The organism is Lutibacter citreus (genome assembly GCF_003260195.1).
Taxonomy (GTDB): domain Bacteria; phylum Bacteroidota; class Bacteroidia; order Flavobacteriales; family Flavobacteriaceae; genus Lutibacter; species Lutibacter citreus.
On the sequence record NZ_QEIH01000001.1, the window covers coordinates 177,651 to 204,060 of the forward strand.

Here is a 26,410-nt window from a genome sequence, read left to right on the forward strand (position 1 = left end):
AAATAGTACTTTTGTCAAAATCATTTGAAATAATGACTTTTGTCATTATTTATCTCATGAAAATATTGTACCAAACAAGAAAGAAAAGATTTTTTTTAAGTATGAAAAGTGTGAAACAACACAGTCCATTATCAAGATTAGTCGTTAATAGTCTTGCTTTCCTTTTATTATTTTCACTTAATTTATCAGCGCAAGATGGTAATGTAGCTAATGGAGAGAAACTCTTCAAGTCTACATGTGCGGCTTGTCATAAATTAGATAAAAAATTAGTAGGTCCTGCATTAAAAGGAGTTACGGAAAGAAGAGAACAAGATTGGCTAATTTCTTGGATTAAAGATAGTCCAGGAATGATCAAGTCAGGAGACAAATTAGCAATTCAGGTTTTCGAAGAAAACAATAAATTGCCAATGACTCCTAATCCACATTTATCTGATCAGGATATTATTGATATTTTGGCTTACACGAAAGGTGAGCCAGCATCAAAAGAAACAGCCACTGTAGCTCAGGAGGTTGATCCAGGTGTAGAAATTGGAAAACAAATTTTTAAGACTAATTGTGCTGCTTGTCATAAGCTAGAAGGTAAGTTAATTGGTCCTGAGTTATTAAAAATCACAGATAAACGTGAGGCCGATTGGTTAAAAGCTTGGATTAAGGATAATAACGCTCTTGTTGCTTCAGGAGATAAATTAGCCAAAGAGGTTCAAGAAAGTACACCAGCCGCAATGACTCCATTTCCTCAACTATCGGATGAGGATTTAGATAATCTTTTAAAATATTTAGCAGTTGGAGATGTGAAACCTGCAGTAGCAGCTACTTCATCATCTACGGATGTCGAGATATTTGAAAATCCAGGAATTGGTGTTTTAACATCTCTTGTATTAACAATTCTAGCATTTTTATTGCTATCTATTATAGTTGCAGCAACAACTAATAAGAAAGTTGTTGAGGGTGAAGAGTCTACAGAAAGTATGTTGAAATCAATGATTTTTAACCCTTTCTTACGTTTCTTAGCTGTAATATTTGGATTATTACTAGGTGCTTGGTTGTTGTTTGGATGGTTGTTACAAATTGATGTAAACGAAGGTTATCAGCCAATTCAACCAATTGCGTTTTCACATGCGGTTCACGCAGGTGATAATAAAATTGATTGTCAATACTGTCACTCTTCCGCAAAACATAGTAAGACATCAGGTGTGCCTACAGCAAATGTTTGTATGAACTGTCATAAATCAATTTCAGAATATAACGGTGAATTATTTGGAGGTCATTCAAAAGAAGATCTAGATAATGAAATTCAAAAAATATACGATGCTGTTGGTTGGGATAAAGAAAATGTGCAATATATTGAAGGCTATGAAGAAAAACCTATTGAATGGGTTAGAATTCACAACTTGGCAGATTTTGCGTACTATAATCACTCTCAACACGTAACAGTTGCAGGTTTAGCTTGTCAGAAATGTCACGGACCAGTAGAGGAAATGCATGATATGTATCAATACTCTCCATTAACAATGGGTTGGTGTATTGACTGTCATAGAACAACTGAAGTAGATATGACTGAAAATGGATATTATAAAAATATTCACGATCAATTAGCTAAAAAGTACGGTGTAGAGAAAGTGACTGAAGCTCAAATGGGAGGTTTAGAATGTGGTAAATGTCACTATTAATAGTAATTACGAAGTAAATAATAAGATATAAAATGGCATCAAACAAAAAATACTGGAAAAGTGTTGAAGAGCTTAATACAAATAGCTCTATTGTTGATACGTTAAAACAAAACGAGTTTGTTGAGGAAATTCCTACTGATCATTTTTTAGGTGATAAAGAAAATTTAGAGGCTTCATCAACAACACGTAGAGACTTTTTAAAATATGTTGGATTTACTACAGCTGCAGCATCATTAGCTGCTTGTGAAGGTCCAGTTGTTAAGACAATTCCTTATGTAATTAAACCAGATGATATTATTCCTGGTGTAGCGGAATATTATGCTACTACAATGGCAGATGGTTTTGATTTTGCAAATATTTTAGTAAAAGTTAGAGAAGGACGTCCAATAAAAATTGAACCAAATAAAGAAGCAGGAGGAAGTACAAATGCTCGTGTGCAAGCTTCAGTTCTATCATTGTATGATAGTCTTCGATTGAAAGATCCAAAATCAAATGGTTCTAATATCTCTTGGTCAGATGCAGATAGTCAAATAATTTCAAAATTAAATGAAGTTAAGGAATTAGGTTTACCTATTGCTGTATTAACAGGGACTTGTGCTAGTCCTTCAACTAATAAATTAATAAATAAATTTAATGAAACTTATGGTAATGTAAGTCACGTTGTTTATGATGCGGTTTCTGAATCAGCTGCTTTAGATGCATTTGAAGAAATGTACGGGTCAAGAGGGTTACCAGACTATAATTTAGAGAAAGCAGATTTAATAGTTTCTATTGGAGCAGATTTCTTAGGAGATTGGCAAGGAGGGGGATTTGATGCTGGATATGCTAAAGGGCGTGTACCTAAAAATGGTAAAATGTCTCGTCATATTCAAGTTGAATCTAATATGACATTATCAGGTGCAAATGCTGATACTCGTTTAATGGTTAAGCCATCTGAACAAAATTTAGCACTTATAAAATTATACAATGCAGTTGTTAAAGGTATAGCTACAAAAGAGGCTTCTGCTTTAAATAACTTAATTGTAAAAATAACAGCAGAGATAAAAGCTGCAGGACCTAAAGCGGTTATAGTAACGGGATTGCAAGATAAAAATGCTCAATTATTAGCCTTGGCTATAAACAAGCATATTGCAAGTGAGGTTATTGATGTTGTAACCACTAAGAATATTAGAAAAGGAGATGATAAAGCAGTGGCTCAATTAATTTCAGATATGAAAGCTGGAAAAATTGGAGCAATTGTTATTAATAATTCTAATCCAGTTTATACATTACCAAATTCAGCTGATTTTGTTGAAGGTTTGAAGAAAGTGAAATTATCAGTTGCATTTTCAACTCAAGATAATGAAACAGCAAATGTGGTTCAATATGCTTTGGCAACTCCACATTACTTAGAATCTTGGGGAGATGTAGTTATCAAAAAAGGTAGTTACAGTTTAACTCAGCCAACAATAAAACCATTATTTAATACGCGTCAGTTTCAAGAGTCATTGTTAAAATGGACTGGAAGCTCGGTTAGCTATTATGATTTCTTAAAAGAATCTTGGAATACAGATATTTTAGGAGGTAAGTCTTGGAATCAAGCTTTACACGATGGTGTTTTTACTGCAGAAGTTACAGAGCAAGAAGAAGTTGTTTTTAATGAAGTTAATATTGATGAAGCAGGTTCTGAATTAAGTAAAATTAAAGGAAGTGAATATGAGCTTTCATTATATACAAAAACAGGATTAGGTGATGGTCAAATGGCTAACAATCCTTGGTTACAAGAATTGCCAGATCCAATAACAAGAACTTCTTGGGATAATTACCTAACTATTTCTAGAGTTGATGCTGATGCAATAGGAGTAGAAAATTATAATGTTGCAAATGGAGGTTTAAACGGAAGCTTAGTTGAAATTACTGTAAACGGAATTTCAGAAGTATTGCCTGCGTTAATTCAACCGGGGCAAGCTAAAGGTTCTTTAGGTATAGCTCTTGGTTACGGACGTAAACAAGGTTTAAAAACTGAAATGCAAACTGGTAAGAATGCTTACCAATTTTATAAAGGGTTTAATAATTACCAACCAGATGTAACTATTAAAGTTGTAGAAGGTGAGCATGAATATGCTTGTGTTCAATTACAAAATACTTTAATGGGTAGGGGTGATATTATTAAAGAAACTACTATTGAAGATTATAATAATTTAGATTCAAAAGAATGGAATAAAGTTCCTATGGTTTCTTTAGACCATAACGAAGTAGAAGCTACAACAGTAGATTTATGGGATTCTTTTGATAGATCAATAGGGCATCATTTTAATTTATCTATAGATTTAAATGCTTGTACAGGTTGTGGTGCTTGTGTAGTTGCTTGTCACGCTGAAAACAATGTACCTGTAGTTGGAAAAGATGAAATTAGAAAATCAAGAGATATGCACTGGTTGCGTATTGATAGATATTATTCTCACGAAGAAGACTTTGCGGGGGATAATGAGATGAAAGAAAAAACAGGAGAGGGACCTTTTGGTTACAAAAAAACTATGGAGGAATTAGAACATCCTTCTGATAACCCTTCAGTTGCCTTTCAACCAGTTATGTGTCAGCACTGTAATCACGCACCTTGTGAGACAGTTTGTCCTGTAGCGGCTACATCACATGGTCGTCAAGGTCAAAATCATATGGCGTATAATAGATGTGTTGGTACTCGTTATTGTGCAAATAACTGTCCATATAAAGTACGTAGATTTAACTGGTTCGAGTATCCTAATAATAGTGAGTTTGATTACAATATGAATGATGATTTAGGTAAAATGGTTTTAAACCCAGATGTTACTGTTCGTTCTCGTGGTGTAATGGAGAAATGCTCAATGTGTATTCAAATGACACAGGCAACAATTCTAAAAGCTAAAAAAGAAGGAAGACCTGTTAATACAAATGAGTTTGAAACAGCATGTTCAAATGCTTGTTCAACTGGAGCGATGGTGTTTGGTGATGTAAATAAGAAAGAAGATACTGTAGCAAGTTTAGCAGAAGATAAAAGAGCATATCATTTACTAGAGCATATTGGCACAAAACCAAATGTGGTTTATCATGTAAAAGTTAGAAATACTAAGGAAGCATAAAAAATATTAATAAAAGATAATAATTAGATTAGATTATGTCGTCTCATTACGAAGCACCTATTAGAAGACCGTTAATTGTTGGGAATAAAAGCTACCATGACATTACTGTTGAAGTAGCAGCCCCAGTTGAAGGTAAAGCAAATAAATTATGGTGGACAGTTTTTACAATTGCACTTTTAGCATTCCTTTGGGGTGTTGGTTCAATTATGTACACTATTGGAACAGGAATTGGAGTTTGGGGTTTAAATAAAACCGTGGGTTGGGCCTGGGATATAACCAACTTTGTATGGTGGGTAGGTATTGGTCACGCCGGTACATTAATTTCCGCTGTATTGTTGTTATTCCGTCAAAAATGGAGAATGGGTATTAACCGTTCTGCTGAAGCAATGACAATTTTCTCAGTGGTTCAAGCAGGTTTATTTCCAGTAATTCATATGGGACGTGTGTGGAATGCACATTTTGTATTACCAATCCCAAATCAATTTGGAACACTTTGGACAAACTTTAACTCTCCTTTATTATGGGATGTATTTGCAATTTCAACTTATTTATCTGTTTCACTTGTTTTCTGGTGGACTGGTTTATTACCTGATTTTGCGATGTTACGTGATAGAGCTGTAAAACCATTTCAAAAGAAAATTTATAGTTTATTAAGTTTTGGTTGGACAGGTAGAGCAAAAGACTGGCAACGTTTTGAAGAAGTTTCTTTGGTGTTAGCAGGTTTAGCTACACCTTTAGTACTTTCTGTACATACAATTGTATCTTTTGATTTTGCTACCTCTGTTATTCCTGGTTGGCATACAACAATATTCCCTCCATATTTTGTTGCTGGAGCGGTATTCTCTGGATTTGCAATGGTAAATACCTTACTTATTATTATGAGAAAGGTATCAAACTTAGAAGCATATATTACAAAACAACATATTGAATTAATGAACATAGTAATTATGATTACTGGTTCTATAGTAGGTTGTGCTTATATAACGGAGTTATTTATTGCTTGGTATTCAGGTGTTGAATATGAACAATATGCATTTTTAAATAGAGCTACTGGACCTTATTGGTGGGCATATTTATTAATGATGAGTTGTAATGTGTTCTCTCCTCAATTTATGTGGTCTAAAAAATTAAGACAAAGTATTACATTCTCATTTATTATTTCAATTGTAGTAAATATTGGAATGTGGTTTGAGAGATTTGTAATTATAGTAACATCATTACATAGAGATTACTTACCATCATCTTGGACTATGTTCTCTCCAACATTTGTTGATATTGGTATATATGTTGGAACTATTGGATTTTTCTTTGTGCTATTTTTATTATATGCAAGAACATTCCCCGTAATTGCTCAAGCTGAAGTAAAATCTATATTGAAAGCTTCTGGAGAGAGTTACAAATTATTTAGAGATGCAGGAGGTAAAAATCCAGCACCAGCTAAAATTGTAAAATCAGTTAAGCCTACGAAAGAAATTATTAAAAATACTAGTGAGCAAAAAAATGTTTTATTAGGAAGTTTAGGGGCATTTGATAAAGCTACACAAACTGCTGATGATTTAAAATTAATAAGTGGTGTAGGACCTAAATTAGAAGGAATATTAAATAATATAGGTATTTATAGTTTTGACCAAGTGAGTAAAATGACAGATAAAGAATATGATTTATTAGATTCTTTATTAGATTCATTTAAAGGTAGAGCAAAGCGTGATGATTGGGCAGGGCAAGCTAAAAACTTAAAAAAATAATAAGAGTAATTATGAGCTCAAAAGTAATACAAGCAATGTATAATGATGATGATGTTCTAATGGATGCCGTAAAAGAAGTACGTGCAGCCAAACATCATATTGAAGAAATTTATACACCATTTCCTGTTCACGGTTTGGATAAAGCAATGGGTTTAAAAGGTACCAGAATTGCAATTACAGCATTTATGTACGGATGTGTTGGATTTTCATTTGCTATCTGGATGATGAATTATATGATGATTGAACAATGGCCTCAAGATATTGGAGGGAAACCAAGTTTTAGTTTCTTTTTAAATATGCCATCGTTTGTTCCAATTATGTTTGAATTAACCGTATTTTTTGCTGCCCATTTAATGGTTATTACCTTTTATATGAGAAGTAGATTATGGCCATTTAAAAAAGCAGAGAATCCTGATCCTAGAACTACTGACGACATGTTTGTTATGGAGGTATTAGTTGAAGGAAATGTAGCATCATTAGTTTCGTTTTTAGAAAACACAGGAACTGTTGAAATTAAAGTAACTGAAAAGTAAAAATTAAAATGAGAAACATTTTAAAAATAACAATAGCATTGGCTTTTATATTTACATTATCATCTTGTTGGGGTGATAAGACAAAGCCAAATTATCAATATATGCCTGATATGTATAAATCGGTTGGATATGAGACTTACAGTCCTAATCCAAATTATGCAAATGGTTTAACTTCTCAAACTCCTATTGAAGGAACTATCGCAAGAGGTCAAGTACCATATGATTACGAGAATACAAATGAAGGTTACGAAGCTGCAAAATTAGACTCTAAAAATCCTTTAAAGGTGAATGATACTAATTTAGAGAATGGTAAGAAAATGTATAATATTTACTGTATTTCTTGTCATGGAAAAACGGGAGCTGGTGATGGAACCTTGGTTAAAAGAGATAAGTTTTTAGGTGTTCCTAATTATAAAGATAGAGATGTAACTGAAGGAAGTATTCACTATGTTATAATGCATGGTAGAAATATGATGGGATCTCATGCGTCTCAATTAACATCAAAAGAGCGTTGGCAAGTTACGATGTATGTTCAACAGCTTAGAGCAGAATTATTAAAATAACACTTTTACTAAGATAGAATTTATTAATATGTATACCTTTTCAAGTAAATTAAAAACATTTTCATTTGCCTTAATGATTGTAGGTCTATTAGGTGTTGCTTACGGTTTTTTGTCTACACCAAGTTCAGTAGAAGATGTTAAAATTATGTTGCAAGAAAGTCATGATGCACATGAAGATACTGGAGTAGCAACAACTCACGATTCTGATAATCATGCTGAAGCTCATTCAGATGATACACATGCAGAACATGCATATCATTATTTAAAAAATAAACCTTGGTCAGCACTATATGTTGCATTGTTTTTCTTTTTTATGATATCATTGGCAACATTAGCTTTTTACGCAATTCAACATGCATCTCAGGCAGGTTGGCCAGTTGTATTATTTAGAGTAATGGAAGCAATTACAGGTTACTTACCAGTGGGAGCAGTATTATTATTTGTCTTTTTTGTATTATCATCATTACATATGAATCATTTATTTATATGGATGGATGCAGATGTTGTATCAAATGATGAGTTAATTCAAAATAAGGCAGGATATTTAAATGTACCTTTCTTTTTATTAAGAGCTGTAATTTATATTGCAGGATGGATTTTATACCGTCAATATTCAAGAAAGTTAACATTAGCTCAAGATAATGCTAGTGATAATAAAAATTATATAAAATTATTCAAAAGTTCAGCAGCGTTCTTAGTATTCTTCTTAGTTTCAGAATCTATGATGTCTTGGGATTGGATTATGTCTTTAGACCCACATTGGTTTAGTACATTGTTTGGATGGTATGTATTTGCAAGTATGATTGTATCTGCAATTACGACAATAGCACTAGTTTCAATATATTTAAAAGGAAAAGGATATTTAGAATTTGTAAATAATAGTCACTTACACGATTTAGCTAAGTTTATGTTTGGATTTAGTATTTTCTGGACATATTTATGGTTCTCTCAATTTATGTTAATATGGTATGCTGATATTCCAGAAGAAGTAACATATTTTGTTTCAAGATTTAATGAATATAAGATTCCATTTTTAGGAATGGTTGTTTTGAATTTTGTTTTTCCTTTATTAGTTTTAATGAATAGTGATTTTAAACGTGTAAACTGGTTTATAGTTTGTACAGGAATAATTATATTAATTGGTCATTACATAGACATTTTTGTAATGGTTATGCCGGCAACTGTAGGTGATCAATGGTTCATTGGAATTTCAGAAATAAGTTCAGTAATGTTAGTGTTAGGATTATTTATATATGTAGTATTCACAACCTTAACAAAAGCACCACTTTTAGCGAAAGGAAATCCATTTATTAAAGAAAGCGAACAATTTCACTATTAAAATTGAAAAAACACTTATAAAAAAGTCCTGAATTGTTATAAATTCAGGATTTTTTTTATATTTGACACCACTAAAAAAATCAAAATCAACAAATGACAGCATTACTTTATATTTTACTGGCAATAGTTATTGCCGTAGCCATATGGCAAGTTGCGAGTATTCTCAAATTAAAAGGGGTTATTGCAACTGAAAAAGATAACAATACGCAAGGAGTTTTATTTGCAGTTTTTGGAATTTTCTTTTATGGATTGATGATATTTTGTTTTGTAAAATATTCATCAATTCTATTACCAGATGCTGCCTCAGTTGAAGGTGAAAGATATGATACGTTGTACGCCGTTACAATGATCTTAATTCTAGTTGTTCAAGCAATAACTCAATTTTTACTATTCTATTTTGCTTTTAAATATAGAGGAGTAAATGGTAGAAAGGCATTATTTTATGCGGATAGCCACAAATTAGAAATGATTTGGACTATTATTCCTGCTGTAGTACTTGCAGGACTAGTGCTTTATGGTTTATCTGTTTGGATAGATGTAATGGATGCATCAGATGCAGAAGATCCACTTATTGTTGAAGTATATGCAAAACAGTTCCAGTGGGAGGCCAGATATGCGGGTGAAGACAATGAACTTGGTTTAGCTAATGTTAGAAATATAAAAGGTATTAACACTATGGGTGTTGATATGACTGATAAAAATGCTTTGGATGACATTCCTACTAGAGAATTACATTTACCAAAAGGACGTAAAGTTATTTTTAAATTTCGTTCTCAAGATGTATTGCACTCTGCATTTATGCCTCATTTTAGAGCTCAAATGAATTGTGTTCCTGGAATGGTTACACAATTTGCATTCACGCCTTCATTAACTACTGAAGAAATGAGATTGAATGAAAAAACGATTACTAAAGTTAATAATATAAATAAAATTAGAACTGAAAAAGGAGAAGATCCTTATGAGTTTGATTATTTGTTATTATGTAATAAAATTTGTGGTTCTTCACATTATAACATGCAAATGAAAATTGTTGTTGAAGAGGAATCTCAATTTAACACTTGGTTAAATAGTCAAAAAACTATGGCACAAGTTGTTCAATAAAACTAACTACTTACTACTTTACTAAAAAAATAAAATATGTCAGATCATCATCATAAAGAAACTTTTATAACAAAGTACGTTTTTAGTACTGATCATAAAATGATCTCTAAACAATATTTGGTAACAGGTATTTTCATGGGGGTAATTGGAGTTTTTATGTCTATGTTATTTCGTTTACAAATAGCCTGGCCAGAAAAATCATTTTCAATAATTGAAGCTTTTTTAGGTCATCATCAAGATGGAGGTGTTATGTCACCAGACATCTACCTTGCAATAGTTACTATTCACGGTACCATTATGGTGTTTTTCGTGTTAACTGCAGGTTTGAGTGGAACATTTAGTAATTTATTGATTCCATTGCAAATTGGAGCTAGAGATATGGCATCCGGATTTTTAAATATGGTGTCTTATTGGTTATTCTTTTTATCAAGTATAATAATGGTAATTTCTTTATTTGTTGAAGCTGGACCGGCTTCTGCAGGTTGGACAATCTACCCACCTTTAAGTGCGCTACCTCAAGCAATTCCTGGTTCAGGAATGGGAATGACTCTTTGGTTAATTTCTATGGCAATTTTTATTGCATCTTCATTAATGGGAGCATTAAATTATATTGTAACTGTTTTAAATTTAAGAACCGTTGGAATGAAAATGACGAGGTTACCATTAACAATCTGGGCATTTTTTGTTACCGCTATTATTGGTGTAGTTTCTTTTCCAGTATTGTTGTCTGCAGCTCTATTGTTAATTTTCGATAGAAGTTTTGGTACATCATTTTATTTATCAGACATATTTATTCAAGGAGAAGTATTGCATTATCAAGGAGGTTCACCAGTTTTATTTGAACACTTATTTTGGTTTTTAGGACACCCTGAAGTTTATATAGTTATACTACCTGCAATGGGAATTGTTTCAGAAGTTATTGCGTGTAACTCGCGTAAACCAATTTTTGGGTATAGAGCTATGATTGGTTCTATTATAGCAATTGCATTTTTATCTACAATTGTATGGGGACACCATATGTTTGTTTCAGGTATGAATCCATTTTTAGGTTCTGTATTTACATTTACAACATTATTAATTGCAATTCCTTCAGCTGTAAAAGCCTTTAACTGGATAACGACCATGTGGAAAGGAAACATTCAAATGAATACAGCAATGCTCTTTTCAATTGGATTTGTTTCAACATTTATTTCTGGTGGTTTAACAGGTATTGTTCTTGGAGATAGCGCTTTAGATATTAATGTGCATGATACATATTTTGTGGTTGCTCATTTCCATTTAGTAATGGGGGTATCTGCAATTTATGGAATGTTTGCTGGGGTATATCACTGGTTTCCTAAAATGTATGGTAGAATGATGAATAAAACATTAGGTTATTGGCATTTTTGGATAACTGTTGTTGCTGCTTATGGGGTTTTCTTCCCAATGCATTTTGTTGGTTTAGCAGGTTTACCACGTAGATATTATTCTAATACAGCTTTTCCTTTGTTTGATGATGTTGCAGATGTAAATATTGTAATTACAATGTTTGCAATTATGGGAGGTGCTGCTCAAATAATTTTCTTAGCGAATTTCTTTATTAGTATTTATAAAGGGAAAAAAGCAACTCAAAATCCTTGGAAGGCTAATACTTTAGAATGGACAACTCCAATTGAACATGTACATGGAAATTGGCCAGGTAAAATTCCTGAAGTACACCGTTGGGCTTATGATTATAGTAAACCAGGACAAGAGGAAGATTATGTTACTCAAATTACACCTTTAAAAGAAGGAGAAGAAGAATCTTAATTTCAAAAACATATATAATTAAAACCTTTCTAATATTTTAGAAAGGTTTTTTATTTCAACTATCTTTGTTTATATGAACGAAAACCTAAATCCAGAAAAAGAACATTTCTCTTCCGAGGAATTGGATGTTGAAAAAAAATTAAGGCCTTTAAGTTTTGAAGATTTTACTGGTCAAGATCAGGTTTTAGAGAATTTAAAGATATTTGTTGAAGCTGCAAATTTAAGAGGAGAAGCTTTAGATCATACATTGTTTCATGGTCCTCCAGGTTTAGGTAAAACTACTTTAGCTCATATACTTTCAAATGAATTAGAAGTTGGGTTAAAAATAACTTCGGGTCCGGTTTTAGATAAACCAGGTGATTTAGCAGGGCTGCTTACTAACCTAAGTGAACGAGATGTTTTATTTATTGATGAAATTCACAGGTTAAGTCCAATAGTTGAAGAATACTTGTATTCTGCAATGGAAGATTATCGGATTGATATTATGATTGAATCTGGGCCAAATGCAAGAACTGTACAAATAGATTTAGAACCATTTACTTTAATTGGTGCAACAACGCGTTCAGGGTTATTAACAGCTCCTATGAGAGCTCGTTTTGGAATAAGTAGTAGATTACAGTATTATAACACAGAACTGTTAACTACAATAGTGCAACGAAGCGCTACAATCTTAAAAGTTCCAATCTCTATGGAGTCAGCTATAGAAATTGCAGGTAGAAGTAGAGGAACTCCAAGAATTGCAAATGCATTGCTTAGAAGAGTTAGAGATTTTGCTCAGATAAAAGGAAATGGGTCTATAAATATTGAAATAGCAAAATATGCATTAAATGCGTTAAATGTGGATGCCCATGGTCTTGATGAAATGGATAATAAGATTTTAACAACTATTATTGATAAGTTTAAAGGTGGTCCAGTAGGAATAAGTACACTTTCAACAGCAGTAAGTGAAAATTCTGAAACTATTGAAGAAGTTTATGAGCCATTTTTAATTCAACAAGGGTTTATTATGAGAACTCCAAGAGGAAGAGAAGTAACAGAGTTAGCTTATAAACATTTGGGAAGAACCAAGGGGAAATCCCAAGGAGAGTTATTTTAGTTAATTGTGACTTGGATCACATTCTTTGTTTTTTATCATCGTATTTTTACGTAAATTAAAACTCTTAATTTCAACATATGAGTTTAAATAAGATATTTCCTTTTTTAAATTGGTTACCGCTTGTAAAAAATACATGGAAAAGTGATTTAATAGCGGGATTAACGGGAACAATTGTTGTTATTCCTATGGCTGTAGCATTTGCTATGATTGCAGGTTTACCTCCAGTTTATGGTTTTTATACAGCAATGATTACTCCAGTTATTGCAGCTTTATTTGGATCTTCATACCATTTAATTTCCGGACCAACAACAACAAGTTCAATTGTATTATTTGCAATAATTAGTAAATACGTAAACCCTGAAACCGAATTACAGGCTTATATTTCATTAGCGATTTTAATTTCATTTATGGCTGGAGTCATTAAGTTATTAATGGGATTGGCTAAGATGGGGAAATTGGTGAATTTTGTTTCAAATTCTGTAGTAATAGGTTTTGCGGCAGGTGCAGGTATATTAATTGCTGTAAAACAATTACAACACGTTTTTGGTATTAAAGTTCCATTAGGGAGTTCATTTTATCAAATATTAAAATATATAGTTTCTCATATTGAGGAAACTAATTTTTATGTATTAGCGGTTGCTTTGGGGACATTACTAGTAGCAATAATTATAAAAAAATTTATTAAAGTTATTTCAAAATTACATATGCTAATAGCAATGATTTTGGGAAGTGTTATAACTTTATTAATTGGAGGTGAAAGTTTAGGTATTGAAACTGTTGGTTTTGTACCATCTAATTTACCACCGTTTGAAATTCCAGATTTTAATTTTGAAAACATGTATATGCTAAGTTCAGGTGCAGTAATATTAGCTTTACTTGGTTTGGTTGAGGCAGTTTCTATAGGAAGATCAATAGCACTTCATTCTCATCAAAAATTAGATAATAATCAAGAATTTATAGGTCAAGGTTTAACAAATATCATTTCAAGTTTTTTCTCTTCATATGTTAGTTCAGGTTCATTTACTAGATCAAGTGTAAATTTTCAAGCAGGAGCTAAAACTCCATTTTCAGCAATAGTTGCTGCAATAGGTTTAATGATAGTAGTACTGTTTTTTGCGGAATATGCTTCTTATTTACCAAAACCTGCAATGGGAGGAATTATTTTAATGATTGGTTACAGTTTAATAGATGTTTACCATATTAAAAAAATTATAAAAAGTAGTAAAAGGGAATTTATTGTTTTAGCGGTTACTTTACTAGGAACATTATTTTTTCAATTGGAAACAGCACTATTCTCAGGTATTTTAATATCATTATTTTTCTATTTAGAAAAAACATCACAACCACATATAGCCGTTTTTGGAAAAAATATAAATAATAAGTTTATTTATAAAATTAGAGATAAGACAACTAAAGAGTGTCCTCAATTAAAAATAATAAGAATTGATGGCTCTATTTATTTTGGAGCTATAGAAGTAATTTCAGATTTTTTTGCAGATTTATATGAAAATGACGAAAGTAAAAATTTATTAATTATTTCAACAGGTATTAATTTTATTGATTTAGCGGGTGCAGAATGGTTATCACAAGAAGCTCAAAAGTGGGAAAAAAGAGGTGGGGCCATTTATTTTGTTGGATTGAAAATTATTAGTCAAGATATTTTAAAAAAAGGGGGATTTATAGAAACGATTGGAACTAAAAATTTCTTTAAAGATAAAAATACAGCAATAGCTTCTATTTATAAAAAATTAGACCCTTCTATTTGCGCAACATGTTCTACAAAAATTTTTAATGAATGTAAATAAAAATTTAGAAGATGAATTTTAAAAAATATATACCAATACTTGATTGGTTGCCAAATTATAAAAAAGAATGGTTTAAAGGTGATTTAGGGGCAGGATTAACAGTGGGAATTATGCTAATACCTCAAGGAATTGCATATGCTATGATTGCTGGTTTACCTCCAATTTATGGGTTATACACAGCAATGATTCCGCAAATTGCATATGCTATTTTTGGAACGTCACGTCAATTAGCAGTTGGTCCTGCAGCAATGGATTCTTTAATTGTTGCATCTGGAGTAGCAACTTTAGCACAAATAGGTACTGAAAATTTTATTGAATTTGCGATATTATTGGCTTTTATGATAGGGTTTTTACAAGTTGTTTTTGGCTTTTTTAAATTGGGTTTTTTAGTTAATTTTTTATCAAGACCAGTTATAAGTGGATTCACATCAGCGGCAGCATTAATTATTGGTTTAAATCAATTAAAACATTTATTGGGTGTTCCAATAATGCGAGATAATAAAATTCAGACATTAGCTCTTGACGTATTTCAACAGGTTAAAGGAATAAATTGGATTACTTTTGCAATAGGTGTAGGTTCAATATTTATTTTGATTTTTTTAAAACGCTTGAAAACTAAAATTCCTTCCGCCTTAGTAGTTGTGGTTTTAGGAATTGTATTGGTTAGAGTATTTCATTTAGAACAATTAGGAGTTCAAATATTGGGAGATATTCCAAAAGGATTGCCTGAATTTACTATTCCTAAATTTGAAAAAAATACACTGATTGAATTATTTCCTATTGCATTAACTCTATCTTTTATTGCTTTTTTAGAAGCTATTTCAGTAGCAAAGGCAATTGAATTAAAACATAATAATTATAAGGTAAATCCCAATCAAGAATTAATAGCCATAGGTTTAGGGAATATTGTAGGGTCTTTTTTTCAATCATATCCATCAACAGGGGGCTTGGCAAGAACAGCTGTTAATAACCAAGCGGGGGCAAAAACACCTTTAGCTGCTATAATTTCTAGTTTAATTGTAGGAATAACATTACTGTTTTTAACACCTGTTTTCTTTTATTTACCAAAGGCTGTTTTAGGAGCAATAATTGTTGTAGCAGTTTATAGTTTGTTGGACTTTTCTGTGCCAAAACAATTGTTAAGATATTCAAAAAGAGAATTAGTAATTTTAAATATAACCTTAATAGTTACTGCAACTATTGGGATAAAGGAAGGGGTTTTAATAGGTATTATTCTTTCTTTAGCAATGTTAATTTATAGAAGTGCAAAACCTCATGTTGCAATTTTAGGACAAATTCCTAATACCCATTTTTATAGAAACGTTGATAGGTTTGATGGTCTTTTAAAAATAAATGAAGACATATTAATTTTACGATTTGATGCTCAAATTTATTTTGCTAACGTAGCCTATTTTAAAGATAAATTAGAAGAATTTGTTATAGTAAAAGGAAAAAAATTAAAACTAATAATAATAGACGGAGAGAGTATTAACAGTATTGATAGTTCAGGAGTTTATATGTTAAAAGATTTAATTAAGCACTATAAGAGTGTAGGTGTTGAAATTGTTTTTAGCGGAATGAAAGGGCCAGTTAGAGATGTATTGGATAAAAGTGGAATTATGAGTAAAATTGGATATATCAATTGCTTTATGGGTATTCATGAGGCTGTTAATAATTTTGAGAAACGTAAAAAAGATATGAATATTGAACCTAAATATTCTAAATATATTAAACAAACAAACCATTAAGGAAACTAAAAGTTTGATTATTATGTAATCTGAGTTACAAAAAAGCATAAAGAATCTTGTAGCTTTGAGATAATACAACTAGTTATAATTAATATAAAATCAGATAATTATGAAAGTAGAACAATTATTTACGGGCTGCTTGGCTGAAATGGCTTACTATATCCACTCAAATGGAGAAGCAGCAATTATTGATCCTTTAAGAGAAACGGAACCATATATAGAAATGGCGAAAGCAGATGGAGTTAAAATTAAATATGTGTTTTTAACACACTTTCATGCTGATTTTGTTTCTGGACAGGTTGATTTAGCAAAAAAAACAGGAGCAACTATTGTTTTTGGTCCTAATGCAAAACCTAATTACAAAATTCATCAAGCTGTTGATGGTGAAAAGTTTAAGATAGGAAATCTTACGCTTCAACTATTACATACACCAGGGCATACTATGGAATCTTCTTCATATTTATTAATTGATGAAAAAGGAAAAACTCCATATGTGTTTACAGGTGATTGTTTATTTATTGGAGATGTAGGAAGACCAGATTTGGCGGTGAAATCAGATTTAACTCAAGAAGATTTAGCAGGACATTTGTTTGAGTCATTAAGAAATAAAATAATGATTCTTCCTGATGATACAATAGTTTATCCAAACCATGGAGCGGGTTCAGCTTGTGGTAAAAACATGAGTTCAGAAACATTTGATACACTAGGAAATCAAAAGAAAACAAATTATGCTTTAAGAGCAGACATGACAAAAGAAGAATTTATTGAAGAAGTAACTAAAGGTTTAAAACCTGCACCACAGTACTTTGGAAATAATGTTAGAATGAATAAAGGAATAAATCTAGGGATTGATGCTATTTTAGCAAGAGGAACAACTCCAATTGACGCTGATTCGTTTAAAGAAATGAGCCTGCTGGACGATGTTTTGGTTATTGATACAAGAGCAAAAGAAATTTTTACAGAAGAAGGAACTGTTCCAGGAGCTTGGTATATAGGAGTTGAAGGTGGTTTTGCCCCTTGGGTTGGTGGATTAATAAAAAATATTAATCAAAAAATAATTTTTATTGCAGAAGAAGGAAGAGAGCATGAAGTTGTTACTCGGTTTTCACGAGTAGGGTATGATAATACTTTGGGTTATTTAAGAGGAGGAATTCATTCTTGGATAGCAGCTGGCCACGAAGTTGATAAAATTAATTCTATTTCTGCAGTTGAATTTGCAAATAAGTTAAAAGCTGGGAAAATAGAAGCTCCATTAGATGTAAGAAAAGAGTCTGAATATTTGTCGGAGCATGTAGAAGGGGTTGAGAATTTTCCTTTAGATACTATTCATTCTAATTTTGTAGAAATTAATACTAATAAGGCGTATACATTGCATTGTGCAAGTGGTTATAGATCTTTAATTGCCGCATCTATTTTTATGGCCAATGGTGTTAAAAATGTAACGGATGTAAGAGGTGGGTTTAAAGATATAAAAGATACAGGAGTAAAACTTACAGATTACGTATGTCCTACTACATTATTATAAATGTTCTTAATTACTAAAATAAAAAAAAGGGAGTTATATAACTCCCTTTTTTTTATTTTAGTAACTTTAGTTACTAGAACATATACTGTGTAAACTACCTTTGTATAAAATGAATAAAATGAAAATATATTTGAAATTAACAATATTACTTTTTCTTGTTACTGTAAGTTTAAGTTGTACAAATTCACAACCAAAAAAAACAGTCACTCAAAGTGGGGAAATTAATCTTGTAACACCTCTAGAGTTTAAAAATAAATTAGAAAATAACACATTGATTGATATAAGAACTCCGCTTGAATTTAAACAAGGTCATATTGAAGGAGCTGTAAATATAAATATGTATGATAAAGACTTTTTAGAGAAGGTTTCAATATACAAAACTTCAGAACCAATATTTATTTATTGCCGATCGGGTAATAGAACTTCTGCAGCTTCAAGAAAAATGGCAAAGATTGGGTTTACTGAAATTTATGATTTGAATGGAGGGATTACTAATTGGTTTAAAAATAAATTAAAAATAGTTAAATAAGATGTTAAATAAAGTACTATTATTTTCTTTCCTTATAAGTTTAGTTGCTTGCGATAGCGGTTTTTCAGAAAAAGAAAAACAAGAGTATACCACAAAAGGAAAAGCAATTGCTCAAGCTTCTTTTAATGAGTTAAATGCTAATTTAATGACTCAAATGAAGGAAGGAGGAACAGCTAAAGCAGTTCCTTTTTGTAAAGAAGAAGCAAGAAACATTTTAGCAAAACTTTCCAAAGAGCACAATGCTATAATTAAAAGATCATCTGATCAATTAAGGAGTTGTAAGATTGAACCTACAATTAGAGAGTTAGAAATTATTGAAATGTATAAAGATCTTAAATCTCATAATAAAGAAATAAATCCGGTTATTGAAATTGATGCCGATAATAATAAACATTTTTATGCTCCAATTAAAATTCAAGCTAAATGTTTAACATGCCATGGAAAAGTAAATGAAACAATGTCAATTAAAACAGATTCAATTATAAAATCAATATATCCGTTTGATATTGCTACAGGATATAGTGAAGGTGATATTAGAGGAGTATGGAGTATAACGTTTAATAAATAAATTATGGCTAAAGTTGTTGTTTTAGGAGCTGGAATTTCGGGGCATACAGCGGTTTCTTATTTAAGTAAATACTTAAAAAAGGGACATGAAGTTGTGATAGTTTCTCCCAATAGTAATTTTCAATGGGTTCCTTCCAATATTTGGGTAGGAGTAGGTTTAATGACTCCGGATCAGGTGAAGTTTAAATTGGCGCCAGTTTATAAAAAATTAGGAGTAGATTATAAGCAAGCATTGGGAGTTTCAATTAATCCGGAAGGTGATGCTGAAAATGAGAAGGGTTTTGTAACTATTAAATATGTTTCTGAAGAACAGAAAGATGTAGTTGAAAAAGTAACATATGATTATTTAATAAATGCAACTGGACCAAAATTAAATTTTGAAGCCACTGAAGGTTTAGGGCCTAAAAAATTCACACAATCTGTTTGTACTTATGATCACGCTGCAAATGCTTGGAGTAATTTACAAGAGTCATTTAAAAAAATGGAGAATGGTGAGAAACAAACTTTTTTAGTGGGTACCGGGCACCCTTTGGCAACTTGTCAAGGAGCAGCTTTTGAGTATATCCTAAATATTGCGTTTGAGGTAAATAAAAGAAAATTAAATCATTTAGCTGATTTATGGTGGATTACCAATGAATATGAATTAGGGGATTTTGGAATGGGTGGAGCCTATGTAAAACGTAATGGCTATATAACACCAACTAAAATATTTACAGAATCTCTCTTAAAAGAATATGGCATTCGTTGGATTAAACAGGCTGGAGTTTCAAAAGTTGAAAAAGGAATTGTGCATTATGAAAATTTGGAAGGAGAATTGAAAACTCAAGAATTTGATTTTGCAATGTTAATCCCAGGTTTTGCTGGAGCAGGAATGAAAGCGTATGGGAAACATGGAAATGATATTAGTAGTGATGTTTTTGCAGGGAATGGAATGATGAAAGTAGATGCAGATTATACTACAAAACCATATGAAGAATGGAAAGCAAAAGATTGGCCTTTAATATATCAAAGTGTGGAATATAAAAATATATATGCAGCAGGTATTGCATTTGCACCACCACACTCAATGTCTAAGCCAATGCAAAGCCCAAATGGCACAAAAATATTTCCAACTCCACCACGTACAGGAATGCCTTCTGGAGTAATTGGTAAAATAGTAGCCCAAAATATTATTCATCAAATAAAAACGGGAAAAACAGACCACCCTCATGAGGCTTCAATGGCTAAAATGGGTGCGGCATGTATTGTTTCTGCAGGTTATGGAATTCGTAAGGGACAAGCGGCAGTTATGACCGTAAATCCCATAGTGCAAGACTGGGAGAAATATCCTAAATGGGGAAGAGATATAAATGATACAGTTGGAGTTGTAGGAACAGCCGGTCATTGGATGAAGTTATTTATGCATTATATGTTTATTTACAAAGCAAAAGCAAAACCATTTTGGTGGTTAATTCCTGAATAAAATTTTAAGTTATGAGTGAAAGTTTAAATAAAAATATTCCATATAGCAATATGTCTTATGGAACAGAACCTACAAGAATGGTTAAATTTATGAGATCCTTCTTTTTGTTTCAAATTTTTAATTTTTTTAAGTTAAATTTGAAAGTCATGAAGATAGTTGTAAAGGGACATTCCTAAACACGACTAATTAATTGATTTAAAATTTAATAATAATGAAAAAAATTATAGAAATAGTAAACTTAAAGTGTGGCGGATGTGTGAGTTCCATAAAAAAAGGGTTGGAAGGAATTGAAGGTGTTAAAACGGTTAATGTTGAGTTAGAAACTTCAATGGTGATTGTTGATATTGACAACGAAGTTGTCTTAGACACTGTTAAACAAAAATTATCTGAAATGGGTTATCCTGAAATTGGAGATGCAAATACACTAATTCATAAGGCTAAATCTTTTGTAAGTTGCGCTACGGGAAGAATGACATCAAAATCTGAATAAATTATGAAATTAAATTTAGGAAGTACAGATAGAATAGTTAGAATGATTTTAGGAGTAGCAATAGGGTATTTTGCTTTATCAACTGATATTGAAACTACTTGGTTAAAAGTTTTACTATATATCATTTCAGCGATATTATTAATAACTACATTGGTAGGGAAATGTCCATTATATTCAATTTTTAAGGTGAATACTTGTGATTTAAAAGAATAGAAAAATTAAAATTTTGTTAAAACCTATTTAGAGTGATTTAAGTCACACTAAATAGGTTTTTTTATATAATTTTCTTAATTATATAATTACAAATTTTAATAATATACTTACCTATGTTAAAACATTTTCAAGTAATCGTAATAGGAGGTGAAACAGCAGGGATTAAGGTTTCCTCAATGTTAAAAAAGAAAGATCCTGCACTAAAAATAGGAGTTATTGAGCCTTCGGATATGCATTATTATCACCAGGCCTGGACATTGGTTGGAGCAAATGCCTATAGTTTTGAAAAAACAGACAGAAAGATGTCTTCTTTAATTCTAAAAGGTGTAGAGGTATAAGGAATTATAAAAAGTTTTATTTTTTAAAATTTAAATGTAATTACTATTAAATAGATTGTGTGTAATATTCTTAAATGAATTTAATTGTATATTAAGGGAAATATAGATTAGTATGGGAATAAAAAGACATCATTCTTTACAAGAATATTCAAAAGATCATTATCAAGCATTATCACTTTGTTTAAAAATTCAAAAAGGATTTTCAAAAGGAGTCGCAACAGAGAGAATAAAAAAATATGTTGATTGGTTTTATAATACTCATATTTTGGAACATTTTCAACTAGAAGAAAAATATGTTTTTCCTATTTTAGGTAGTAATCATGAACTTATAATTAAAGCGTTGGATCAGCATAAATTGTTATTGAATTTATTTACAGATACTTATAATATTGAAAATTCATTGAAAGAGATTCAAGTGCAATTAAAATCTCATGTCCGTTTTGAGGAGCGTATTTTATTTAATGAAATTCAAAGTAAAGCAAATAAAGAAGAACTTGAAATGATTGAAAAGTTTCATAGGGTTGAAAAATTTCAAGATAATTTAAGCGATGTCTTTTGGAAATAATAAAAAAAACCTGAACAAAATTAATGTTCAGGTTTCTTCTTCTTCATAGTAATTTTTTATCAAAACTTAAAAGTTGCTCCTATTAAAAAGTTTCTTGTAGCTTGTGGATAATATCCTTGAACTTCAAATGAATTTCCAGGAGTAGACCAATTATCTAAAAAAGTATATCCTCTATCTACATATTCTTTATTGAATACATTGTTTATAACTCCAGAAAATACAATTGATTTAAATATTGATTTTGGATTTATTTTATAGGTTAAATTTAGATCACTTGTAAAATAACTATCTAATTTTGAGGTTTTAGTATCTGTATTGCTCAGGTATTGTTCACCTACAAATTTTGATAAAAAGTTAATAGTTAAATTTTTAATTGGTTGGTAGTTTATGGAGTTTCCTGAAATAATATTTGGAGAAAATGCAATATTAGTTGTTCCAATATTTTCGGTAACATCATCTCTTTCTAGAATAAAGTTTTTAATTTTATTAGAACTTAACGTAAAGTTTGGACTAATAGAGAGCTTATTAGAGATTTTAATGTTGGCATCAATCTCCAAGCCAAGTCTATAACTGTCTTCAATATTTTCTCTTAAATAGTCTCCAACATCATTTAATCCTCCAGTTTGAATTAATTGATTTTTGTATTGCATATAATACATGTTTGTATTTAAGCTAATAGTTTTATTATTTAAACGCCAACCTAATTCAAAATCATTTAATGTTTCATTTTTAACATTAGAACCATTTTTAAAATCATCTCTATTAGGTTCTCTATTTGCTCTAGCAAAAGAAGTGTAAATACTGTTTATATTGTTTATTTTGTAAGTTAAACCAAACTTAGGGTTGAAAAAACTATAAGATTTATCAATGTTTAAATTATCTCTGGCTGACGTTAATCCATCAGTTTTATAATTAACAAATCTTCCTTGTAAATCAACTAATCCACTTAAATTTTCATTTAGTTTAAATGATGCTTTAGAGTAAATACTAAATTCGTTTTTTGTAGCGTCACTAAAATAATAACGATCTCTTACGTTTGCATCATCAGCAAATTTTCTTGCCCAAATTACTTCTCCAAAATGGTCTCCTTTATAATTACTTGCTGAAACCCCAGTAATAACTTCGTAACCTTCTTTTTTGTAATTTGTATTAAAATTTAAGACATAAAAATCATTATCTAACCATCTTCTCACAATTAAATCAGTAGCCGGTGTTCCATACCAATCTACTCCAGTAGCTTCTACAATATTATTGTATTTTGATACCGCACTACCTTCTTTAGATTGCTCAAAATATCCTTTTCCTTTAGTATAATTTAGTCCTAGATTTGTTGACCAATTTTCGTTTAATTTCTCGTTCCAATGTAATTGATAATGATCTTGCCAGTAATTATCAGTTTCATTATCATAAGTGTAAGGGTTCTGTCTTCTATCCTCTTTTAGTTCTTCTTTACTTAAACCATACCAAGCTTGGTAAGTTTTTTCTTTATTACCAAAAATTATGGCCTTAATTAATGTATTATCGTCTACATAAGAACCTTGTAAAAAGTATGACTTTAGATCAGAAGAGGCTCTATCTACGTATCCATCAGAACTAATTTTTGAAAGACGACCTGCAATTTCAATGTGATCATTAATTTTTCCAGTGCTAAATTTAACTGTATTTTTATAGGTGTTGTAAGATCCTATTGCGCTACTTATTTCTCCGTAAGAATTCTCTGAAATAGCATCGGTTAGCAAGTTTAAACTGGCTCCAAAAGCACCAGCACCATTTGTAGAAGTTCCAATACCACGTTGCAATTGAATACTTTGAGTTGAGGATGTAAAATCACCTAAATTTACCCAAAATGTACCTTGACTTTCCGTATCATTATAAGGTATTCCATTTAACGTAACGTTAATTCTTGTAGCGTCAGAACCACGTACTCTAATATACGTATAACCAACACCAGCACCTGCATCTGAAGAACTTGTAACAGAAGGTAAGTAATTTAATAGAACAGGAATATCTTGTCCTAAATTACGATTTTCTAAATCTTCTTTTGTTATGTTACTGTGTGTAACTGGAGATGTTGATTTAACTCTAACAGCAGATACTAAAACTTCATCTAATTTTACAAAACTATTTGATAAGTCTACAGTTATAGAAGTGTTTTTGTTTAAGTTAACTACAACTTCTTTAGGTTCACTTAAAGCTTTAACAATTAATGTGTATTCACCTTTTTTAAGTGATAGGCTAAAATTCCCATCAAAGTCACTGGAAGTACCTAGGTTAGTTCCTTTAACTAAAATACTGGCTCCAGGAATTGGTTCTTGCTTGTCAACTACTTTTCCATAAATAGTAAATTGTTCTTGTGCAAATACATTGTTTGAAATAATTAAAAAAGCTACTAGTATCTTTGCTTTTTTAAGGTTCTGTTTTAAAAATTGTTTCATTTTTTATAAAATAAAACGATGTAAAAAGAGGTAATTAATCGATGATTTGAATAATTAACTGTTTACCACAGCACTATTGTGCTTTTATCTTCCCTTAACAGCATTACCTGTTCAGGTTCAATGGGTTTGATCTCAGCCGTTTTCGGCACCCCTTTTGAGATGGTGCAATATTACAAATAAATTTTAGAAAAAAGCAAAAAATATTTTATTCAAAATTAGGCTTCTTTCTATAAGCCTTTTTAAAAGCGTGTTTTTTCTTTTTTTCTAAACGTTTTTTTATGCTTGATTTACTTGGTTTTGTGGGCTTCCTTTTTTTAGGTTTTAGCAAGCTTTTTTTAAGTAAATCGAATAGTTTTTTTATAACTAGATCTTTATTTTTATGCTGACTTCTACTTTCTGAACAAGTTAATATAAGTACGTTTTCTTTAGAGATTTTATGACCTAATTTTTTTTCAAGAATTTCTTTTTCTTCAGAAGTTAAACCATTAGAATTTTCAATATTAAAGAAGAGTTCGATTTTTGAAGAAACTTTATTAACATGTTGTCCTCCAGCTCCGCTACTTCTAACGGCTTTAAATTCTAGTTCTTGTATGATTTTTTTAGTGTCCAAACTAATTTATTTTGTAGAGTTTTGAAGTTGTGCTTTTTCTTTTAAAAGTTGATCAATTTCTTTAATGGCAGTCTTTAAACGCGTATTTAAATCACCTTTTAGTAAAATATATGGTTTGTTGTATTTTATTAATGTAGCTTCAAAAATGTTAAACATTTCTTTTCGTTGATGAGGGTTTTCTCTAATGTCGTCAGCTTCCCAAGGTGTATCAATATAAGTTAATAAATACAAATCATAATGATTTTTTAATGCAGCTTCTTTTAATTTGGGATCAATCGATTTTTCGTAATAATTTTCAAAATAAACAACAGTTTCCAAGAGATCAGTATCGCATATTTGCACTTTATCAGCCTTTTTAGAAAGTTTATTTTCTAATTTCATTTGTCCAAAGGCAATTGGAAGTTGATCACTGCTTTCGCATAATTTACGTTTGTTATTCCATTTTTTTTGTAAATATTCACGTGCATATTCCTGCACCCAAACAGTATGATAATGACGAGCTAATTTTCTTGAAATTGTTGTTTTACCGGTGCTTTCTGGACCAAATAAAACTATTTTTATGATGTTAGTTGATTTTTGTTTAAGATCTTTCTCCATGATAAATAACCTGAAATTGCAATTATTGTAAATATAAGATATTGAAAACTTGTAAATGTAAAACCTTTATAGAAATATAAAGGAGCAGAAATTAGGTCTCCAATAATCCAATATGTCCAGTTTTCAAGTTTTCTTTTTGCCATTAACCACATCCCTACAAAAAATATGGCTGTTGTAATAGTATCAACATAGGCAACCCAACTGGTCCATTTATCAAAACTTTTATAAACAATAAATACAAAAAGTAATGTTGAAATAAATATAAATACCGATGTTATTTTTTCTTTTTTTGTAGTTTTAGAAATAAGAGTATTGTGAGAAGCATCAACTTTTCTGGTCCAAATATACCAACCATAAACACTCATTATAAAATAGTAAGCGTTAATCATCATGTCACCAAGTAATCCCCATTTTAGCAATAAATACACAAATATTATTGTACTTACCATACCTGTTGGAAACACCCATATTTTATTGTTTTTGGAATACCAAACGGATAGAAATCCAAATATTACAGCTATTATTTCAAGTGCAATATCAATAGTTTCATAATTACTGTATTGGCCAAATAAGGTGTTAAACAAATCGTTCATA

23 protein-coding genes are annotated in these 26,410 nt (G+C 30.8%); 19 read left to right on the plus strand and 4 right to left on the minus strand.

Features of this window, described 5'->3' with window-relative positions; translation table 11 throughout:
* Positions 1-101: 101 nt before the first annotated feature.
* From DAD81_RS00665 to DAD81_RS00755, 19 genes are all read left to right on the plus strand, one after another.
* Positions 102-1,670: a c-type cytochrome gene (locus DAD81_RS00665; RefSeq protein ID WP_179950003.1), complete on the plus strand. Its 1,569-nt coding sequence runs from the start codon at positions 102-104 to the stop codon at positions 1,668-1,670.
* Positions 1,671-1,702: 32 nt separating this feature from the next.
* A complete protein-coding gene (locus DAD81_RS00670) occupies positions 1,703-4,768 on the plus strand; it encodes a TAT-variant-translocated molybdopterin oxidoreductase (RefSeq protein ID WP_111706299.1) in 3,066 nt (1,021 codons plus the stop codon).
* A gap of 35 nt (positions 4,769-4,803) precedes the next feature.
* Complete coding sequence (nrfD, locus tag DAD81_RS00675) at positions 4,804-6,513, plus strand: NrfD/PsrC family molybdoenzyme membrane anchor subunit (protein ID WP_111706300.1); 1,710 nt, start codon at positions 4,804-4,806, stop codon at positions 6,511-6,513.
* 11 nt (positions 6,514-6,524) lie between these two features.
* Positions 6,525-7,046, plus strand: coding sequence for a DUF3341 domain-containing protein (locus tag DAD81_RS00680; protein WP_111706301.1), 522 nt, complete (start codon positions 6,525-6,527; stop codon positions 7,044-7,046).
* Positions 7,047-7,054: 8 nt separating this feature from the next.
* Positions 7,055-7,609 carry a c-type cytochrome gene (locus tag DAD81_RS00685; RefSeq protein WP_111706302.1) on the plus strand — a complete coding sequence of 185 codons (555 nt, stop codon included), beginning with the start codon at positions 7,055-7,057 and terminating at the stop codon, positions 7,607-7,609.
* A 28-nt stretch (positions 7,610-7,637) separates the two neighbouring features.
* Positions 7,638-8,948 carry a quinol:cytochrome C oxidoreductase gene (locus DAD81_RS00690; RefSeq protein ID WP_111706303.1) on the plus strand — a complete coding sequence of 437 codons (1,311 nt, stop codon included), beginning with the start codon at positions 7,638-7,640 and terminating at the stop codon, positions 8,946-8,948.
* Between the two features lie 92 nt (positions 8,949-9,040).
* Positions 9,041-10,048 (plus strand): cytochrome c oxidase subunit II, encoded by a 1,008-nt coding sequence (locus DAD81_RS00695; RefSeq protein ID WP_111706304.1) that lies wholly within the window; start codon positions 9,041-9,043, stop codon positions 10,046-10,048.
* Between the two features lie 36 nt (positions 10,049-10,084).
* Positions 10,085-11,836 carry a cytochrome c oxidase subunit I gene (locus DAD81_RS00700; protein WP_111706305.1) on the plus strand — a complete coding sequence of 584 codons (1,752 nt, stop codon included), beginning with the start codon at positions 10,085-10,087 and terminating at the stop codon, positions 11,834-11,836.
* A gap of 73 nt (positions 11,837-11,909) precedes the next feature.
* The gene (gene ruvB / locus DAD81_RS00705; RefSeq protein ID WP_111706306.1) at positions 11,910-12,932 is read left to right on the plus strand and encodes a Holliday junction branch migration DNA helicase RuvB; all 1,023 of its coding nucleotides are present in this window, start codon (positions 11,910-11,912) and stop codon (positions 12,930-12,932) included.
* 77 nt (positions 12,933-13,009) lie between these two features.
* Complete coding sequence (locus DAD81_RS00710) at positions 13,010-14,737, plus strand: SulP family inorganic anion transporter (RefSeq protein ID WP_111706307.1); 1,728 nt, start codon at positions 13,010-13,012, stop codon at positions 14,735-14,737.
* An 11-nt stretch (positions 14,738-14,748) separates the two neighbouring features.
* Complete coding sequence (locus tag DAD81_RS00715; RefSeq protein ID WP_111706308.1) at positions 14,749-16,485, plus strand: SulP family inorganic anion transporter; 1,737 nt, start codon at positions 14,749-14,751, stop codon at positions 16,483-16,485.
* Positions 16,486-16,594: 109 nt separating this feature from the next.
* Positions 16,595-18,010, plus strand: coding sequence for an MBL fold metallo-hydrolase (locus tag DAD81_RS00720; protein ID WP_111706309.1), 1,416 nt, complete (start codon positions 16,595-16,597; stop codon positions 18,008-18,010).
* 118 nt (positions 18,011-18,128) lie between these two features.
* Positions 18,129-18,539, plus strand: a complete 411-nt coding sequence (locus DAD81_RS00725) for a rhodanese-like domain-containing protein (RefSeq protein WP_157961048.1) — start codon at positions 18,129-18,131, stop codon at positions 18,537-18,539.
* A gap of 1 nt (position 18,540) precedes the next feature.
* On the plus strand, positions 18,541-19,107 hold the full coding sequence (locus DAD81_RS00730) for a Tll0287-like domain-containing protein (RefSeq protein WP_111706311.1): 567 nt from the start codon (positions 18,541-18,543) through the stop codon (positions 19,105-19,107).
* Between the two features lie 3 nt (positions 19,108-19,110).
* The gene (locus tag DAD81_RS00735; protein ID WP_111706312.1) at positions 19,111-20,568 is read left to right on the plus strand and encodes an NAD(P)/FAD-dependent oxidoreductase; all 1,458 of its coding nucleotides are present in this window, start codon (positions 19,111-19,113) and stop codon (positions 20,566-20,568) included.
* Positions 20,569-20,779: 211 nt separating this feature from the next.
* The gene (locus DAD81_RS00740; protein WP_111706313.1) at positions 20,780-21,058 is read left to right on the plus strand and encodes a heavy-metal-associated domain-containing protein; all 279 of its coding nucleotides are present in this window, start codon (positions 20,780-20,782) and stop codon (positions 21,056-21,058) included.
* Positions 21,059-21,061: 3 nt separating this feature from the next.
* A complete protein-coding gene (locus DAD81_RS00745; RefSeq protein WP_111706314.1) occupies positions 21,062-21,271 on the plus strand; it encodes a YgaP family membrane protein in 210 nt (69 codons plus the stop codon).
* Between the two features lie 113 nt (positions 21,272-21,384).
* The gene (locus DAD81_RS00750) at positions 21,385-21,609 is read left to right on the plus strand and encodes a hypothetical protein (protein ID WP_111706315.1); all 225 of its coding nucleotides are present in this window, start codon (positions 21,385-21,387) and stop codon (positions 21,607-21,609) included.
* Positions 21,610-21,721: 112 nt separating this feature from the next.
* Positions 21,722-22,174: a hemerythrin domain-containing protein gene (locus DAD81_RS00755; protein ID WP_111706316.1), complete on the plus strand. Its 453-nt coding sequence runs from the start codon at positions 21,722-21,724 to the stop codon at positions 22,172-22,174.
* A 59-nt stretch (positions 22,175-22,233) separates the two neighbouring features.
* On the opposite strand, the gene DAD81_RS00760 is transcribed toward DAD81_RS00755, so the two are convergent.
* The 4 genes from DAD81_RS00760 to pnuC form a co-directional block, all read right to left on the minus strand.
* The gene (locus DAD81_RS00760; RefSeq protein WP_111706317.1) at positions 22,234-24,609 is read right to left on the minus strand and encodes a TonB-dependent receptor; all 2,376 of its coding nucleotides are present in this window, start codon (positions 24,607-24,609) and stop codon (positions 22,234-22,236) included.
* Positions 24,610-24,814: 205 nt separating this feature from the next.
* A complete protein-coding gene (gene arfB / locus DAD81_RS00765) occupies positions 24,815-25,219 on the minus strand; it encodes an alternative ribosome rescue aminoacyl-tRNA hydrolase ArfB (protein WP_111706318.1) in 405 nt (134 codons plus the stop codon).
* Between the two features lie 6 nt (positions 25,220-25,225).
* Complete coding sequence (locus tag DAD81_RS00770) at positions 25,226-25,816, minus strand: AAA family ATPase (RefSeq protein WP_111706319.1); 591 nt, start codon at positions 25,814-25,816, stop codon at positions 25,226-25,228.
* Positions 25,777-26,409, minus strand: coding sequence for a nicotinamide riboside transporter PnuC (gene pnuC / locus DAD81_RS00775; RefSeq protein WP_111706320.1), 633 nt, complete (start codon positions 26,407-26,409; stop codon positions 25,777-25,779). Before pnuC ends, DAD81_RS00770 begins: the two co-directional genes overlap by 40 nt.
* Position 26,410: the final 1 nt, after the last annotated feature.